13 protein-coding genes are annotated in these 14,627 nt (G+C 71.7%); 7 read left to right on the top strand and 6 right to left on the bottom strand.

Features of this window, described 5'->3' with window-relative positions; all coding sequences use genetic code 11:
* Positions 1-55: 55 nt before the first annotated feature.
* Complete coding sequence (locus PS467_RS24260; protein ID WP_311036997.1) at positions 56-928, bottom strand: helix-turn-helix domain-containing protein; 873 nt, start codon at positions 926-928, stop codon at positions 56-58.
* A gap of 177 nt (positions 929-1,105) precedes the next feature.
* On the opposite strand from PS467_RS24260, the gene PS467_RS24255 reads away from it, so the two are divergent.
* From PS467_RS24255 to PS467_RS24245, 3 genes are all read left to right on the top strand, one after another.
* Entirely contained in the window at positions 1,106-1,969 is an 864-nt protein-coding gene (locus tag PS467_RS24255) for an SDR family oxidoreductase (RefSeq protein ID WP_311036996.1), read from the top strand.
* A 39-nt stretch (positions 1,970-2,008) separates the two neighbouring features.
* A complete protein-coding gene (locus PS467_RS24250; protein ID WP_311036995.1) occupies positions 2,009-2,710 on the top strand; it encodes a type 1 glutamine amidotransferase domain-containing protein in 702 nt (233 codons plus the stop codon).
* A 97-nt stretch (positions 2,711-2,807) separates the two neighbouring features.
* Positions 2,808-4,289: an NAD-dependent succinate-semialdehyde dehydrogenase gene (locus tag PS467_RS24245; RefSeq protein WP_311039942.1), complete on the top strand. Its 1,482-nt coding sequence runs from the start codon at positions 2,808-2,810 to the stop codon at positions 4,287-4,289.
* Between the two features lie 443 nt (positions 4,290-4,732).
* Here the strand turns inward: PS467_RS24245 and PS467_RS24240 are convergent, their stop codons facing one another.
* Complete coding sequence (locus tag PS467_RS24240) at positions 4,733-5,101, bottom strand: holo-ACP synthase (protein WP_311036994.1); 369 nt, start codon at positions 5,099-5,101, stop codon at positions 4,733-4,735.
* Positions 5,102-5,105: 4 nt separating this feature from the next.
* Positions 5,106-6,953, bottom strand: coding sequence for a glutamine--fructose-6-phosphate transaminase (isomerizing) (gene glmS, locus PS467_RS24235; protein ID WP_311036993.1), 1,848 nt, complete (start codon positions 6,951-6,953; stop codon positions 5,106-5,108).
* Between the two features lie 125 nt (positions 6,954-7,078).
* On the opposite strand from glmS, the gene PS467_RS24230 reads away from it, so the two are divergent.
* The 3 genes from PS467_RS24230 (at position 7,079) to PS467_RS24220 (ending at position 9,964) form a co-directional block, all read left to right on the top strand.
* Positions 7,079-7,915, top strand: coding sequence for an SCO4651 family lipoprotein (locus tag PS467_RS24230; protein ID WP_311036992.1), 837 nt, complete (start codon positions 7,079-7,081; stop codon positions 7,913-7,915).
* A gap of 84 nt (positions 7,916-7,999) precedes the next feature.
* Positions 8,000-9,010, top strand: coding sequence for a type I pantothenate kinase (gene coaA, locus PS467_RS24225; protein WP_432280623.1), 1,011 nt, complete (start codon positions 8,000-8,002; stop codon positions 9,008-9,010).
* Positions 9,011-9,022: 12 nt separating this feature from the next.
* A complete protein-coding gene (locus PS467_RS24220; protein ID WP_311036991.1) occupies positions 9,023-9,964 on the top strand; it encodes a DUF389 domain-containing protein in 942 nt (313 codons plus the stop codon).
* A gap of 430 nt (positions 9,965-10,394) precedes the next feature.
* Here PS467_RS24220 and glmM read toward each other — a convergent pair whose 3' ends face one another.
* The 3 genes from glmM to rplM all read right to left on the bottom strand — a co-directional run bounded on the left by glmM (position 10,395) and on the right by rplM (position 12,881).
* The gene (gene glmM / locus PS467_RS24215) at positions 10,395-11,753 is read right to left on the bottom strand and encodes a phosphoglucosamine mutase (protein ID WP_311036990.1); all 1,359 of its coding nucleotides are present in this window, start codon (positions 11,751-11,753) and stop codon (positions 10,395-10,397) included.
* A gap of 140 nt (positions 11,754-11,893) precedes the next feature.
* Positions 11,894-12,397, bottom strand: a complete 504-nt coding sequence (rpsI, locus tag PS467_RS24210; RefSeq protein ID WP_268973761.1) for a 30S ribosomal protein S9 — start codon at positions 12,395-12,397, stop codon at positions 11,894-11,896.
* A gap of 40 nt (positions 12,398-12,437) precedes the next feature.
* Complete coding sequence (rplM, locus tag PS467_RS24205; RefSeq protein WP_268973760.1) at positions 12,438-12,881, bottom strand: 50S ribosomal protein L13; 444 nt, start codon at positions 12,879-12,881, stop codon at positions 12,438-12,440.
* A gap of 428 nt (positions 12,882-13,309) precedes the next feature.
* On the opposite strand from rplM, the gene PS467_RS24200 reads away from it, so the two are divergent.
* Entirely contained in the window at positions 13,310-14,185 is an 876-nt protein-coding gene (locus PS467_RS24200) for a hypothetical protein (protein WP_311036989.1), read from the top strand.
* Positions 14,186-14,627: the final 442 nt, after the last annotated feature.

Genomic DNA, 14,627 nt, shown 5'->3' with positions numbered 1-14,627 from the left:
CCTCCTCCGGCCTCTCGGTGAAACGCTGGCCGGGTCCGCGCTCAAGCATGGTCGGCTATTGCGTGTTCGTGTTTGAGCTCGGCCGTGGGGACAGTGTCCAGCTGGCGAGGAGGTCGAGGGCCTGGTGGGAGGGCGAACCAGGTTCGGTGGTGTAGACGTAGAGGGTGCTGTCGGTGTCGCCGGGCAGGGTGAGGGTCTCGTAGTCGACGGTGAGGTCCCCGACGACGGGGTGGCATAGCCGTTTGGAGCCGTGGGTGCGCTGGTAAACGCGGTGTTCGTCCCACCAGCCGCGGAACTCGGCGCTCTTGGTGCGCAGTTCGGCCACGAGGTCTCTTGTCGCCCGGTCGTGTGGGTCGGCGCCGAGTTCCAGGCGCAGGCTCTCCACGGCGGCTCGGGCCTGGAGCTCCCAATCGACGAACAGGGCGCGGGCGTCCTCGTCGAGCAACATCCAGCGTGCGTAGTTGCGCTCGGCCGGTGGGCGGGCATCGAAGTCGGCGAACAGTGCTCGGGCCATCCGGTTGGTGGCCAGGACATCGGTGCGGCGTCCGAGGATCATTGCCGGTTCGCCGTCGAGGGCGTCGAGGAGTTGGCGCAGCCCGGGGCGGACCCGCTGAACGGCGCGTGGGCGGGGACGTTGGGGTCTGCTGGCTGCCCCGATGAGGTCCTCGAGGTGGGTCTGACCGGCGGCGTCGAGCTCCAGGGCGCGACCGAGGGCCTCGAGGACGGACGGGGACGGGACGATCCGCCGTCCCTGTTCGAGCCGGGCGTAGTAGTCGGTCGAGACACCGGCCAGCAGCGCCACCTCCTCGCGGCGCAGTCCCGGAAACCGCCGGACCCGCGCGTCGGCGGGCAGTCCGGCGCGTGCGGGGTCGCACTGACTGCGTGCGCGGCGCAGGAAATCCGCGAGCTCCTGGTTCTTCTCGGTCATCACCTCAGTGTGCCGCGCATTCCGGGGATCCCGCCTGGACCTCCGCGTCCTAGGTCTCCGCGTCCTAGGACGCGGAGGGCGCCGGATGACGGCCCGGGGGTCCCGGTCCGCGGCCATTGTGGTGTTCACGGCGGTCGGGACACACCGGCCGCATCCCGGAGAGGAGCTTTCCCTTTCATGAGCTACCCCACCGGCCGCCCGGCCACCTGGTTCGTCACCGGGGCCTCCCGCGGTTTCGGCCTCGAGCTGGTCGCCCAGTTGCTCGAGCGTGGCGACAACGTCGCCGCCACGACCCGGTCGGCCCAGCGGCTGACCGACGCGCTGCGGGCCCGCTCCGCCGACACCGGCCGACTGCTCGTCCTGGAGGTCGACCTGCGCGACCCGAGCGCGGTCGACACAGCGGTGGCACGGACGACCGAGCGCTTCTCCTCGCTCGACGTCGTGGTCAACAACGCCGGCTACGGCTACCTCGCCGCGGTCGAGGAGACCAGCGCCGAGGCGGTGCGGGACATGCTCGATGTGCAGGTCGTCGGTGTGTGGAACGTGCTGCGCTCGACCCTGCCGACGCTGCGTGCGCAGGGCGGCGGTCACATCGTCAACGTCTCCTCGGTGCTCGGCCTGGTCTCGGTGCCGGGCTGGGCGCTCTACTGCGCGGGCAAGTACGCCCTGGAGGGCCTGTCCGAGTCGCTGGCCGCCGAGGTCGCCGACCACGGGATCACGGTCACGATCGTCGAGCCGGGCTACTTCCGCACCGACTTCCTGAGCACCGACTCGCTGGTGCTGCCCGCCGAGACCACCGACGCCTACCCGGCCATCCGCGACATGGTCGCCACCCACCTGCGGATGCCGGGCAGCCAGCCCGGCGACCCGGTCAAGGGCGCCGAGCAGATGATCGCCAACGTCGTCGCCGGGGGCACCGAGCTGCGTCAGGTGCTCGGTTCGGACTCCCACGCCTACGCCACGGCGAAAGTGAACGCCCTGAGCGCCACGCTCGACGCCTCGAAGGACCGGGCCCCGCTGACCGACTTCGCCCAGGCCTGAACGGTTTCCCACCATCCGATTCCTCTGGAGGAACAGTTGATGAGCAAGATCCTGATCGTCATGTCGGCCGCCGACACCTGGGTACGGGCAGACGGGTCGACCTATCCGACCGGGTACTGGGCCGAGGAGCTCGCTGCCCCGCATGCGGCGTTCGTCGCGGCCGGGCACACCGTCGATTTCGCCTCGCCCGGCGGGGTTCTCCAGCCCCTCGACGCACACAGCGCCGACCCGGCGGTCGCCGGTGAGGGATGCGCCGAGCACGTGGCCCACGCCCAGGCGGCGCTCGCGGCGTTCGGGCCGCCGTTCGACCTCGCGAAGGTCGACCTCGCCGACTACGCGGCGATCGTCCTGCCCGGCGGCCATGGCCCGGTGGTCGACCTCTACCAGGACGCCGACCTCGGGCGGCTCCTGATGGAGGCCGACGACCAGAACAAGATCATCGGCGCGGTCTGCCACGGGCCCGCGGGCCTGCTCAGCGCGACCGAGGCCGATGGCAGCTGGCGCTTCACCGGCCGGCGCATGGCCGCCTTCACCGACGAGGAAGAGGAGATCTTCGGCACCGCGCAGGGCGCGCCCTGGCTGCTGGCCGGCCGGCTGCGCGAGCTCGGTGCCCGCCACGAGAGCGGCCCGGCCTACCAGCCCTACACCGTGCAGGACGGCACCCTGTTCACCGGGCAGAACCCGGCCTCCAGCGCCCCGATGGCCGACGCGATCGTCGCCGCCCTGGCCGCGAGCGCCTGACCGGCTCCTCGCCACGGGCCAGGACGGGCTCGGCACGCGCGCCCGTCCTGGCCACCCACACCATCACGAGAATCGAAAGAAGACCGTCGTGAATGCCGTGCTTCCCGAGTCATCCTCGGAGTCGCCGTCGTCCGTGCTCGACTGGGTCCGAACCGATCTGTTCATCGGGGGCCGCTGGATTCCGGCCCCGAACGGGGCGACTTTCGCCGTGGAGAACCCCGCCACGGGCGAGACGTTGGCCCACGTCGCCGACGCCACCGCGCAGCTCGGGCTGGACGCCCTGGAGGCGGCCACCCTCGCCCAGCCGCAGTGGGCCGCGGTCCCGCCCCGGCGCCGGGCGGAGATCCTGCGCCGCGCCCATGACCTGCTTCTGGAGCGCACCGAGCAGTTCGCGCTGCTGATCACCCTGGAGATGGGCAAGTCGCTGGCCGAGTCGCGCTCCGAGGTCGCCTACGCGGCAGGCTATCTGCGCTGGTTCGCCGAGGAGGCCGTGCGCATCGACGGCGGCTGGAAGGTCAGCGAGGACGGTTCGGCGCGGGTACTGGTGATGCGCCAGCCCGTCGGGCCCTGCCTGCTGATCACCCCCTGGAACGCCCCGCTCGCGATGCCGGCGCGCAAGATCGCCCCGGCGTTGGCCGCAGGCTGCACGAGCGTGGTCAAGCCGGCCCCGCAGACCCCGCTGACCACCAATGCGCTGGTGTCGCTGCTCGTCGAGGCGGGGTTGCCCGACGGGGCAGTCAACGTCGTGCCCACCAGCCATGCCTCGGCCTTGTCCGAACCGCTCATGGCCGACCGCCGGTTGCGCAAGGTCTCCTTCACCGGCTCGACCCCGGTCGGACGCCTGCTGCTCGCCCAGGCCGCGCAGAACGTGCTGCGGACCTCGATGGAGCTCGGCGGTAACGCCCCCTTCGTGGTGTGCGCCGACGCCGACCTGGACGCCGCGGTCGCGGGCGCGATGACCGCCAAGCTGCGCAACATCGGCGAGGCATGCATCGCGGCCAACCGCTTCTACGTCCACGCCGAGGTCGCCGAGGAGTTCGCCGAGCGGCTCGTCGAGCGCATGAGCACCCTGAGCCTCGGCGTCGGCACCGACCCGAGTACCGACCTCGGCCCACTCATCGACGACCGGCAGCGCCGGCGGGTGGCTGACCTGGTCGAGGAAACCGTGGCCGGCGGGGCTCGGCTGCGCGCGGGTGGCGCCGTGCCCGAGGGGCCCGGCTACTTCTACCCGCCGACCGTGATCACCGACGTCCCCGCCGACGCCCGGATCATCCGGGAGGAGATCTTCGGCCCGGTGGCGGCGATCCAGACCTTCACCACCGAGGCCGAGGCCCTGCACGCCGCCAACGACACCGAGTTCGGCCTGGTCAGCTACGTCTACACCCAGGATCTCGGGCGCGCGCTGCGCATGGTCGAGCAGATCGAGACCGGCATGGTCGGGCTCAACCGCGGCTACGTCTCCGACCCCAGTGCCCCCTTCGGCGGGGTCAAGCAATCCGGTATCGGGCGCGAGGGCGGCAGCAGCGGCATCGACGAGTACCTCGAGGAGAAGTACGTCGCGATCGACACCACACGCTGAAGCGCTCTGGCCGAGCGCCTGACGACGACCACCGGGCGGGCAGGCGCCGACGAGACGGGAGGGGGCGGGGTCGTACCCACCCCGCCGAGCGCCCGTCCCCGGGCGACCGGGAATCTGGCCGGGGCCTGTGCCACCGGCGGGCAGGCGCCGACGAGACGGGAGGGGGCGGGGTCGGAGGGGTGGTGTCCTGGACGCTGTCGCATATTTGTGGCGCCAATTCCCGGCCCACCCCACGCCCCCGGGCACCGGCGCCGTAAATATGCGGTCCAGGGCGCCGCACCGGAGGCCCCGCCCCCGGCACCCACCACGAACAGCGGGCGCACCCCAGCAACCACCACGCACCCGCACAAGCACCACGCAGCAACCACCAACTACCCGCACCCGCACCCGCACCCGACCACGCACCCAGCGGAACCCGCACTCAGCGGAACCCGGCGGAACCCTCACCCCTCCGCGATCACCACCGCCGACGCGACCCCCGCGTCATGGCTCAGCGAGACATGCAGTCCCCGCACCCCCAGCCGCTCCGCGCACACCGCGACCGTGCCGCGTACCGAGAGGCGGGGCCGGCCGCTGGGTTCGGTCAGGATCTCCGCGTCCGTCCAGCGCAGCCCGCCGGGGGCGCCCAGGGACTTGGCGAGCGCCTCCTTGGCGGCGAACCGGGCCGCCAGCGAGGCCATGCCACGGCGCTCCCCGCTGGGCAGCCACAGTTCGTGCTCGACGAACAGCCGGTCCGCCATCCCGGGGGTGCGCTCCAGCGCTTCCGCGAAACGGTCGATACCGGCCACATCGATGCCCACGCCGACGATCACCCGGTCACTCCACGGTCACCGACTTGGCCAGGTTCCTCGGCTGGTCGACCTCGTTGCCCCGCGCCGTCGCCAGCTCGCACGCGAAGACCTGGAGCGGCACCGTGGCCACCAGCGGCTGGAGCAGGGTCGGGGTGGCCGGGATCTCGATCAGGTGGTCGGCGTACGGGCCCACCGCCTCGTCGCCGCGTTCGGCGATCACGATCGTGCGGGCGCCGCGGGCCCGGATCTCCTGGATATTGGAGACGATCTTGTCGTGCAGCACCGACCGCCCGCGCGGCGACGGCACGACCACCACGACCGGCACGTCCTGCTCGATGAGCGCGATCGGCCCGTGCTTGAGCTCGCCCGCCGCGAAGCCCTCGGCGTGCATGTAGGCCAGTTCCTTGAGCTTGAGCGCGCCCTCCAAGGCGACGGGGTAGCCCACGTGCCGGCCCAGGAAGAGCACGGTGTTCTTGTCGGCCAGCGTCCGGGCCAGTTCCCGCACCGGCTCCATGGTCTCCAGGACCTGGTCCACCTGGGTGGCGATCTCCGACAGCTCGCGGATCACGGACAGGATCTCGTCGCCCCACTTGGTGCCGCGCACCTGACCCAGGTAGAGCGCCACCAGGTAGCAGGCCACCAGCTGGGTGAGAAACGCCTTGGTGGAGGCGACGGCGACCTCGGGCCCGGCGTGGGTGTAGAGCACCGCGTCCGATTCACGCGGGATGGTGGAGCCGTTGGTGTTGCAGATGGCCAGCACCTTCGCGCCCTGCTCGCGCGCGTGCCGCAGCGCCATGAGGGTGTCCATGGTCTCGCCGGACTGGGAGATGGCGATCACCAGCGTCCGCTGGTCCAGGATCGGGTCGCGGTAGCGGAACTCGCTGGCCAGCTCCGTCTCACAGGGGATACGGGTCCAGTGCTCGATGGCGTACTTGGCGATCATGCCGGCGTGGTAGGCGGTGCCGCACGCCACGATCACGACCTTGCTGACCTCGCGCAGCACCGAGGCCGGGATGCGCACCTCGTCCAGGCAGAGGTTCCCGGCCAGGTCGATGCGGCCGAGCAGGGTGTCCGCGACGGCCTTCGGCTGCTCGGCGATCTCCTTGAGCATGAAGTAGTCGTAGCCGCCCTTCTCGGCGGCGGAGGCGTCCCAGTCCACGTGGTACGGGCGGACCTCGGCCGGCGCCCCGTCGAAGTCGGTGACCACCACACCGTCCCGGCGGGCCTCCACGACCTGGTCCTGGCCCAGCTCGATGGCCTCGCGGGTGTGGGCGATGAAGGCGGCCACATCGGAGGCGAGGAACGCCTCGTCCTCGCCGACGCCGACGACCAGCGGCGAGTTGCGGCGCGCCCCGACCACCACATCGGGCGCGTCCGCGTGCACCGCGACCAGGGTGAAGGCGCCCTCCAGCCGGCGGCAGACCTGGCGCATCGCCTCGGCGAGGTCGCCGCAGGACGAGAACTGCTCGGCGAGCAGATGCGCCACGACCTCGGTGTCGGTCTCGGAGGCCAGGTCGTGGCCGCGCTCGGCCAACTCGGCGCGGAGCGCGGCGAAGTTCTCGATGATGCCGTTGTGGACGACGGAGACCCGGCCCGCGTTGTCCAGGTGCGGATGGGCGTTGGCGTCGGTCGGGCCGCCGTGGGTGGCCCACCGGGTGTGGCCGATGCCGGTGCCGCCGCTGGGCAGCGGCCGGTCGGCCAGCTCCTTCTCCAGGTTGGCCAGCTTGCCCGCCTTCTTGGCGGCCGCCAGCCCACCGTCGGCCAGCACGGCGACGCCCGCCGAGTCATAGCCGCGGTACTCGAGCCGCTTGAGCCCGGCGAGGACGACATCGAGGGCGGACTGCCCTCCCACATAACCAACGATTCCGCACATGGACGCAGCGTACGGCCCCGGGGTCGGCAGGCCGACCACCGGCCACGCCCAGGCCCCTCTGCTGCCGTGGATAATGCGCACGAGCGGCCGGGGGGGGCCGCCCTTTCACTTTCCCAGGGGGGATCGTGCGCCGTATCACCATGTCGTCGTCCGTCGCCGTGTTACTGCTCGCGCTCGGCACCGGCTGTTCATCGGGTTCGGACGAGAAGGTCCGCGTCACCGAGACGCCGGGCGGGAAGACCGGAGCGCAACCATCCGCCGCGAAGAGCACGGGCGGCAGACCCGTCGACATCGTCCGCGCCGCCGTGGCGAAGGCCCGCGCCACCAGCGCCCGGATCGACGAGACCGTCGTGATCCGCGGCGGGGACGAGGAATCCACCGTCTCCATAGCGGGCCCGTTCGACCTGGCCGCCGACAAGGGCAGGCTGTCGGTCGACTTACCGGACGGCGCGGTCGACCACATGGACGAGGTCTTCAGCGGGGGTGAGGTCTATTGCAGCCGGACCGTTCCCAAGGGCCGCTGGGCGGTCATCGACCGGGACAAGGCCAGGGCCCACTCCCTGCTGCGCGCCCCGCTCAACGACCCCGAGCACGTCCTGCGGCAGGTGTCGGCCATCCGCGACGTGTCGGACCGGGGCACGACCACGATCGACGGCCGCCCGGTGCACCTCTACGGCGGCACGCTCGACTACCGGACGCTCACCCTCGGCCTGGCGGACGAGCGGCGGAAGCAACTCGAGACGGCCCGGAAGGCGATGGGCGGCGGGCTGCCCAACCTGGCGCTGGTCTGGGTGGACGAGGGCGGGCGGCCGGCCCGGCTGGAGCTGTCCGCCACGCTGACCACGGGGAGCGTCATGGTCACCATGAACCTGACCGACTTCGGCAAGCCCGTGAAGGTGACGGTCCCCGACGCGTCCAGGACCACCCCGACCGGCTCGGTCTCCGGCGTGCTCCCCGGCTGAGACTCCCCCGCCCCCGGCCCGGGGTGACCGACCCCACGTCCCGGAGCCCGTCCCCCGGCCGGTCCCAGCCATGACAATGACTGGGTGATCACGTCAACCGCGCGCGAGGCGCGCACCGTGCGCGAGGCGCAGCGGCGGGGCGGCGAGGCGACCCCGTATGTGGACCTGTCCCGCGCCGAGTGGAGCGCGCTGCGGGACAAGACCCCGCTGCCGCTGACCGCCGAGGAGGTCGAGCGGCTGCGCGGGCTCGGCGACGTCATCGACCTCGAGGAGGTGCGCGACGTCTATCTGCCGCTGTCCCGGCTGCTCAACCTCTACGTGGCCGCCACCGGCAATCTGCGTGGCGCGCTCAACACCTTCCTCGGCGACACCAAGCGGGGCAACGGCGCCCAGCCCGGTACCCCGTTCGTCATCGGCGTGGCGGGCAGCGTCGCGGTGGGCAAGTCGACCACCGCCCGGCTGCTCCAGGCGCTGCTGGCCCGCTGGCCGGAGCACCCCCGGGTGGAGCTGGTCACCACCGACGGCTTCCTGTACCCCAACGCCGAGCTCCAGCGGCGCGGGCTGATGGCCCGCAAGGGGTTCCCGGAGAGTTACGACCGCAGGGCGCTGACCCGCTTCGTCGCGGATGTGAAGGCGGGCCGGGCGGAGGTGTCGGCGCCCGTCTACTCGCATCTGATCTACGACATCGTGCCCGGTGAGCGGCTCACCGTGCACCGCCCCGACATCCTGATCGTCGAGGGGCTCAACGTGCTCCAGCCCGCGCTGCCGGGGAAGGACGGGCTGACCCGGGTGGGTCTGGCGGACTTCTTCGACTTCAGCGTGTACGTGGACGCCCGGACCGAGGACATCGAGAGCTGGTACCTGGGCCGCTTCCGGAAGCTGCGGCAGACGGCCTTCCAGGACCCGTCCTCGTACTTCCGCAAGTACACCCAGGTCTCCGAGGAGGAGGCACTGGACTACGGCCGGATGATCTGGCGGACCATCAACATGCCCAACCTCCAGCAGAACGTCCAGCCCACCCGGGGCCGGGCGACGCTGGTGCTGCGCAAGGGACCGGACCACAAGGTCCAGCGGCTGTCCCTGCGCAAACTCTGAGGAGAGCGTGCCGTGCTGCATCTGCGGTTGATCGTCCCCGCCGACCGCACCGAGGAGGTGGTGCGCACCGTCGAGAAGACGGTCGGCACCACCCATCTGGTGGTGCTGCCGGGCGCCGCGCGCAACCCCATGGGGGACGTCGTGATGTGCGACGTGGCACGCGAGGCGGGCGACTCCCTGCTGGGCGAGCTGCGTGAGCTGGGGCTGGACGAGACCGGCTCGATCGCCGTGGAGAACATCGACCTGTCGCTGTCCCGGCGTGCCGACGAGGCGGAGGAGGACGCGCCCGGTGAGGGAGCGGACGCCGTCCTGTGGGAGCAGCTGACGGACGCCACCCACGAGGAGTCCACGCTCTCGGTCACCTATCTCGCCTTCCTCACCCTCGCGACGATGATCGCGGCATGCGGTGTGGTGCTGGACAACGCGATCCTGATCGTCGGCGCGATGGCCGTCGGCCCGGAGTTCGGACCGCTGGCGGGGCTGTGCACCGCGCTGGTGCGGCGCGCACCGCGGCTGGCCGCCCGCTCGGCGATCGCGCTGCTGGTGGGATTCGCCGCGGCGATGGCGCTGACGACCGGTTTCGGCATGCTGATGGACGCCGTGGGGCTGTTCAGCGCGGACATGCTGGAGGGCGCCCGGCCGAACACGGACTTCATCTGGAAGCCGGACATGTTCTCGTTCGTGGTGGCCGTGCTCGCGGGGATCGCCGGAACGCTCTCGCTGACCTCGGCGAAGTCCGGTGCGCTGGTGGGCGTGGCCATCTCGGTGACCACGGTCCCGGCGGCGGCCAACGCGGCGGTGGCGCTCGGCTACGGCGAGATCCACCAGATGTGGGGCTCGACCGAGCAGCTGCTGCTGAACCTGGTGGGGATCGTGCTGGCCGGGACGCTGACGCTGGTGCTCCAGAAGGTGCTGTGGAAACGGCAGCGGCGACGGACGCTGCCGCGGGGCTGACCCGCGAACCGGCCCGACGGGCCGGGCGCACGGTCCGGGCCCGAGGGCCGGAGACCGGGCGGATGGCCGGACGCACGGCCCGGACGCGTGACCCGGACGGCCGTGGCCGCGGGGCCGGGTGGAGGTCCACAGGGCACGGGGCGAGGTCCACAGGGTCGGGGTCCAGCAGCCGGGCGGAACGGGTCCGGAGGGGCGAGCGGCAGCCCGGAAGACCGGCCGGGTCCCGGACAGCCGGGCCCCGGAAGACCGGCCGGGTCCCGGACAGCCGGGCCCCGGGAGACCGACCGGGCCCCGGAAGACCGGGGCCCGTAAGACCGGAATCCGGAAAACCAGGGCCCGGAACACCCGGAAGACCAGCGGACCAGGGGGCCGGGCCCCTGGACCCCTGGCCCCTACCGAGCCCGCTGCCCCCTGGACCACCGCCCGGGACCTAGCCCAGGGCCGACTTCACCGCGTCCGCCAGCCGCCCGGCGACCGAGCGGGCCTGGTCGATGTCGGCCGCCTCGACCATGACCCGCACCAGCGGCTCGGTGCCCGAGGGGCGCAGCAGCACCCGGCCGGTCTCGCCCAGCTCGCGCTCCGCCTCGGCGACGGCCGCGGCCAGGTCGGCGCTGGAGGAGACGCGGGACTTGTCCACGTCGGGGACGTTGACCAGCACCTGCGGCAGGCGCTCCATGACGCCCGCGAGGTCGGCCAGGGTGCGGCCGGTGGCGGCGACGCGGGCCGCCAGCAGCAGACCGGTGAGCGTGCCGTCCCCGGTGGTGGCGTGGTCGAGGACGATCACGTGTCCGGACTGCTCACCGCCCAGCGCGTAGCCTTGGGTCTTCATCTCCTCCAGCACATAGCGGTCCCCGACCGCCGTCTGGACCAGCTCGACGCCCTCCCGCTGCATGGCGAGCTTGAAGCCGAGGTTGGACATCACGGTGCCGACCACCGTGTCCTTGCGCAGTTCGCCCGCCTCGCGCATGGCCAGCGCCAGGACGGCGAGGATCTGGTCGCCGTCGACCTCCCGGCCCGTCGCGTCCACCGCGAGACAGCGGTCGGCGTCCCCGTCGTGGGCGACGCCGAGGTCCGCCCGGTGCTCCACGACGGCGGCCTGGAGCCGGGCGAGGTGGGTGGAGCCGTAGCCGTCGTTGATGTTGAGGCCGTCCGGGTCGGTGCCGATCGTCACGACCTCGGCCCCGGCCCGCGCGAACGCCTCCGGGGAGACCCGGGCGGCGGCGCCGTGCGCTCCGTCGATGACGACCTTGAGGCCGTCAAGCCGGTTGGGGAGGACGCCGACCAGATGGGCCACATAGGCGTCGAAGCCCTCGTCGTAGGTCCGGACCCGGCCCACCCCGGCGCCGGTCGGCCGGTCCCACGGCTCACCGGAGGCGTGGGCGCGGTAGGTGGTCTCGATGCGGTCCTCCAGCTCATCGGCGAGCTTGTGGCCGCCGCGGGCGAAGAACTTGATCCCGTTGTCGGGCATCGGGTTGTGGCTCGCGGAGAGCATCACCCCGAGGTCCGCGTCGAGCGCCGCGGTCAGATGCGCGACGGCCGGGGTGGGCAGCACGCCGACCCGCAGCACGTCCACCCCGGCACTGGCCAGTCCGGCCACCACGGCCGCCTCCAGGAACTCCCCGGACGCCCGCGGGTCCCGTCCGACCACCGCCACCGGTCGATGGCCCTCGAAGGTTCCCGCTTCGGCGAGCACATGCGCCGCGGCCACCGACAGGCCGAGCGCCATCTCAGCCGTCAGATCGGCGTTGGCGACGCCGCGCACACCATCCGTACCGAAGAGTCGTCCCACTGGTGTCCTCCGAAGTTACGAGCTGGGGGGCTGGACCTTGCTTGTAGGTATACGCCCCCAGGTGGCGATAGCCGAACGCCCCGGAGGCACAGGTGGTGCCGCCGGGGCGTTCGGGTGAAGCTGCGGTGCCGCGATGGGCGTCAGCGCTTGCTGTACTGCGGCGCCTTGCGGGCCTTCTTCAGACCGGACTTCTTACGCTCGGTGGCGCGGTCGTCACGGGTCAGGAAGCCGGCCTTCTTGAGCGGGCCGCGGTTGTTGTCCACGTCCGCCTCGTTCAGCGCGCGGGCGATGCCCAGACGCAGCGCTCCGGCCTGGCCGGAGACGCCGCCACCCGCGATGCGGGCGATGACGTCGTAGCGGTCGTCCAGCTCGAGCACCTTGAAGGGCTCGTTGACTTCCTGCTGGTGAACCTTGTTGGGGAAGTACTCCTCAAGGGTACGTCCGTTGATCTTCCACTGCCCGCTGCCCGGCACAATGCGAACACGCGCCACGGCGTTCTTGCGGCGCCCGGTGCCGGCGGCCGGCTGCGGGTCACCGAAGCGGGAAGCGAGCGACTCGGAGGTGTACTCCGACTCGATCGTCTCGACGCTCTCGGTGGTGTACTCCTCGACATCGAGGGGGGTCTCGGCGGTGGTCTCGGCCACGATGCTCCTCAGATTCTCTTCGTCGTAAGGGGTGGCCGGACTACTGCGCGACCTGGGTGATCTCGAACGGGACCGGCTGCTGAGCGGCGTGCGGGTGCTGGTCGCCCGAGTACACCTTCAGCTTCGAGAGCATCTGACGGCCCAGGGTGTTCTTGGGGAGCATGCCCTTGATGGCCTTCTCGACGGCCTTCTCCGGGCTCTTCTCCAGCAGCTCGTCGTAGCGGATGGAGCGCAGACCACCCGGGTAGCCGGAGTGGCGGTACGCCATCTTCTGGGTCCGCTTGTTGCCGGAGAGGTGCACCTTGTCGGCGTTGATGATGATGACGAAGTCACCAGCGTCGACATGCGGTGCGTACACCGGCTTGTGCTTGCCCCGCAGAAGGGTGGCGGCCTGGGAGGCCAGACGGCCCAGAACCACGTCGGTGGCGTCGATGACGTGCCACTGACGCTGAACGTCGCCGGGCTTGGGGCTGTACGTACGCACGGTCGTAGCCTTCGCTTCTTCAGTGAGTGGGTCTCCCCGGATCCGCGAGGACCGGAGGGACGGGTCCGGACAAGGCCACCCGGACGATCACGACAGCCCTGGCCGCACATCGGTGACGCATCCGAGTGCCTGCCGCTGGTCATCGGCCCGGTGAACCGGCGTAACGGCCTCTCACGTGAGAACGAGCAAGCCAATACGCATAACGAACTGGCAGAATACCGGCCCGCCCCGCCATGGGTCAAAACGCCCCCCGCCCCACCACACACCCGACGGGAGACCAGGGGACGCGCCCGCCCCACCGCACAGGAGGCCACGAGACGCGCCCGCCCCTCCGCGCGGGGCGGGACGGCGTACCGGGCGGGGCGTGCCGCGTGGCGTGCCCGCACGGCGGGTCCCCCCGGTCATCCGGCCGGTCTAAGATGCGCGCCATGAGCTTTGGGCAAGGGGGGCCTTACGGGCCGCAAGGGGGGCCTTACGGGCCCGAAGGATCTCAGCCGCCTCAGCAGTCGACCCCGGACTGGGCGGCGCTCGCCGACCAGTCCGCCGCCCGCGACCGCCGCCGCAAGCTGCTCTTCATCGGCGGCGGGGCGCTGGCGACCGCCGCGGTCGCCGCGATCGTCGCCATCGCCGTGGTCAGCAGCGGCCACAAGGGCAAGAACGGCGGCGACTCGGCCGACGGGCTGCCCACCCCCCAGGAGCTCCCCAGCGAGTCGGCCGCGCCCGAGCCCACCTTCTCCGATGTGGCCCCGCCCGCGCCGCCGAAGCCGCTGGACATCATCTCCAGCGCCGAGCGGGACAAGGCGCCGCTGAGCCCGGCCACCCTCTTCCCGGACAAGAGCGCCATGAAGGACGACCGCTCGTACGCGAAGGCGTCCACCGCCTCCACGACCAGCTGCGCCACCGCCGCCCAGGGAGGGCTCGGCACGGTCCTGGTGAACAACGGCTGCCGCAAGCTGCTGCGGGCCACCTTCTCGCGGGACGGCGTCGCGGTGACGGTCGGCGTCGCCGTCTTCGACGGCAAGGCGGCGGCCGAGAAGGCCAAGGACCAGTACAAGCCCAACATCGCCTCGCTCTCCGGCGGGGGCGTGCCGGTCTTCTGCCGCCGCACCGCCTGCCAGAGCTCGGCGAACGCGATCGGGCGGTACGCCTACTTCACGATCTCCGGCTATACGTCGGGGAAGGCGGTCACGGAGTCGGACGCCGCGACCCTCCAGGCCGGCCGCGACGTGGCCGACTACACCTTCCGCCGCATCCTGGCCCGCGGTAGCGCCCAGGCGTCGGCGGAGGCGGCCGCCACCGACTGAGAGGCCGGTGCGGCGGCCTGCGCCGCCTTCGCCGCCTGCCCGTTCACCAGTTGCTCCGGGACCTCGGACTTCGAGGGACCGGAGAGGTTCGCCCCGAAGGACACCGTCAGGTGCGGCCCCGTCCGCACCGCCGCGTACGTGATGACGGCCCCGGGTCCCTTCGTCGTCCGCTCGGCGTCGCCCGTCGATTTCGGACCCGCACGGACACCGCACGGTCACCGTACGGCCACCGCCCGGACACCCCGCAGACTCCCGGAACACCGCGAGGGTTGTACTCCCCTTCACCAATGTGGTGGATCCCATATCACCACACGCATACGCAACCTTCTCGGCTCCCGCCTGTCTTACCGACCGAGTCGGTCCTTACTGGCTCCGCAGCGGCGGCACCAATCGGCTCACCACCGCCCCATTGCGGCCCGGTCCGGAACCAGAACCCAGCGCG

Source organism: Streptomyces luomodiensis (genome assembly GCF_031679605.1).
Classification (GTDB): Bacteria; Actinomycetota; Actinomycetes; order Streptomycetales; family Streptomycetaceae; genus Streptomyces; species Streptomyces luomodiensis.
This window is presented reverse-complemented; position numbering and strand designations above follow the sequence as displayed.

Excerpts from the sequence above, each read along its gene's own strand:
- PS467_RS24250 (WP_311036995.1), top strand. The coding sequence starts at position 2,009 with ATGAGCAAGATCCTGATCGTCATGTCGGCCGCCGACACCTGGGTACGG.
- PS467_RS24255 (WP_311036996.1), top strand. The coding sequence starts at position 1,106 with ATGAGCTACCCCACCGGCCGCCCGGCCACCTGGTTCGTCACCGGGGCC.
- PS467_RS24260 (WP_311036997.1), bottom strand. The coding sequence starts at position 928 with ATGACCGAGAAGAACCAGGAGCTCGCGGATTTCCTGCGCCGCGCACGC.
- glmS (WP_311036993.1), bottom strand. The coding sequence starts at position 6,953 with ATGTGCGGAATCGTTGGTTATGTGGGAGGGCAGTCCGCCCTCGATGTC.
- PS467_RS24200 (WP_311036989.1), top strand. The coding sequence starts at position 13,310 with ATGAGCTTTGGGCAAGGGGGGCCTTACGGGCCGCAAGGGGGGCCTTAC.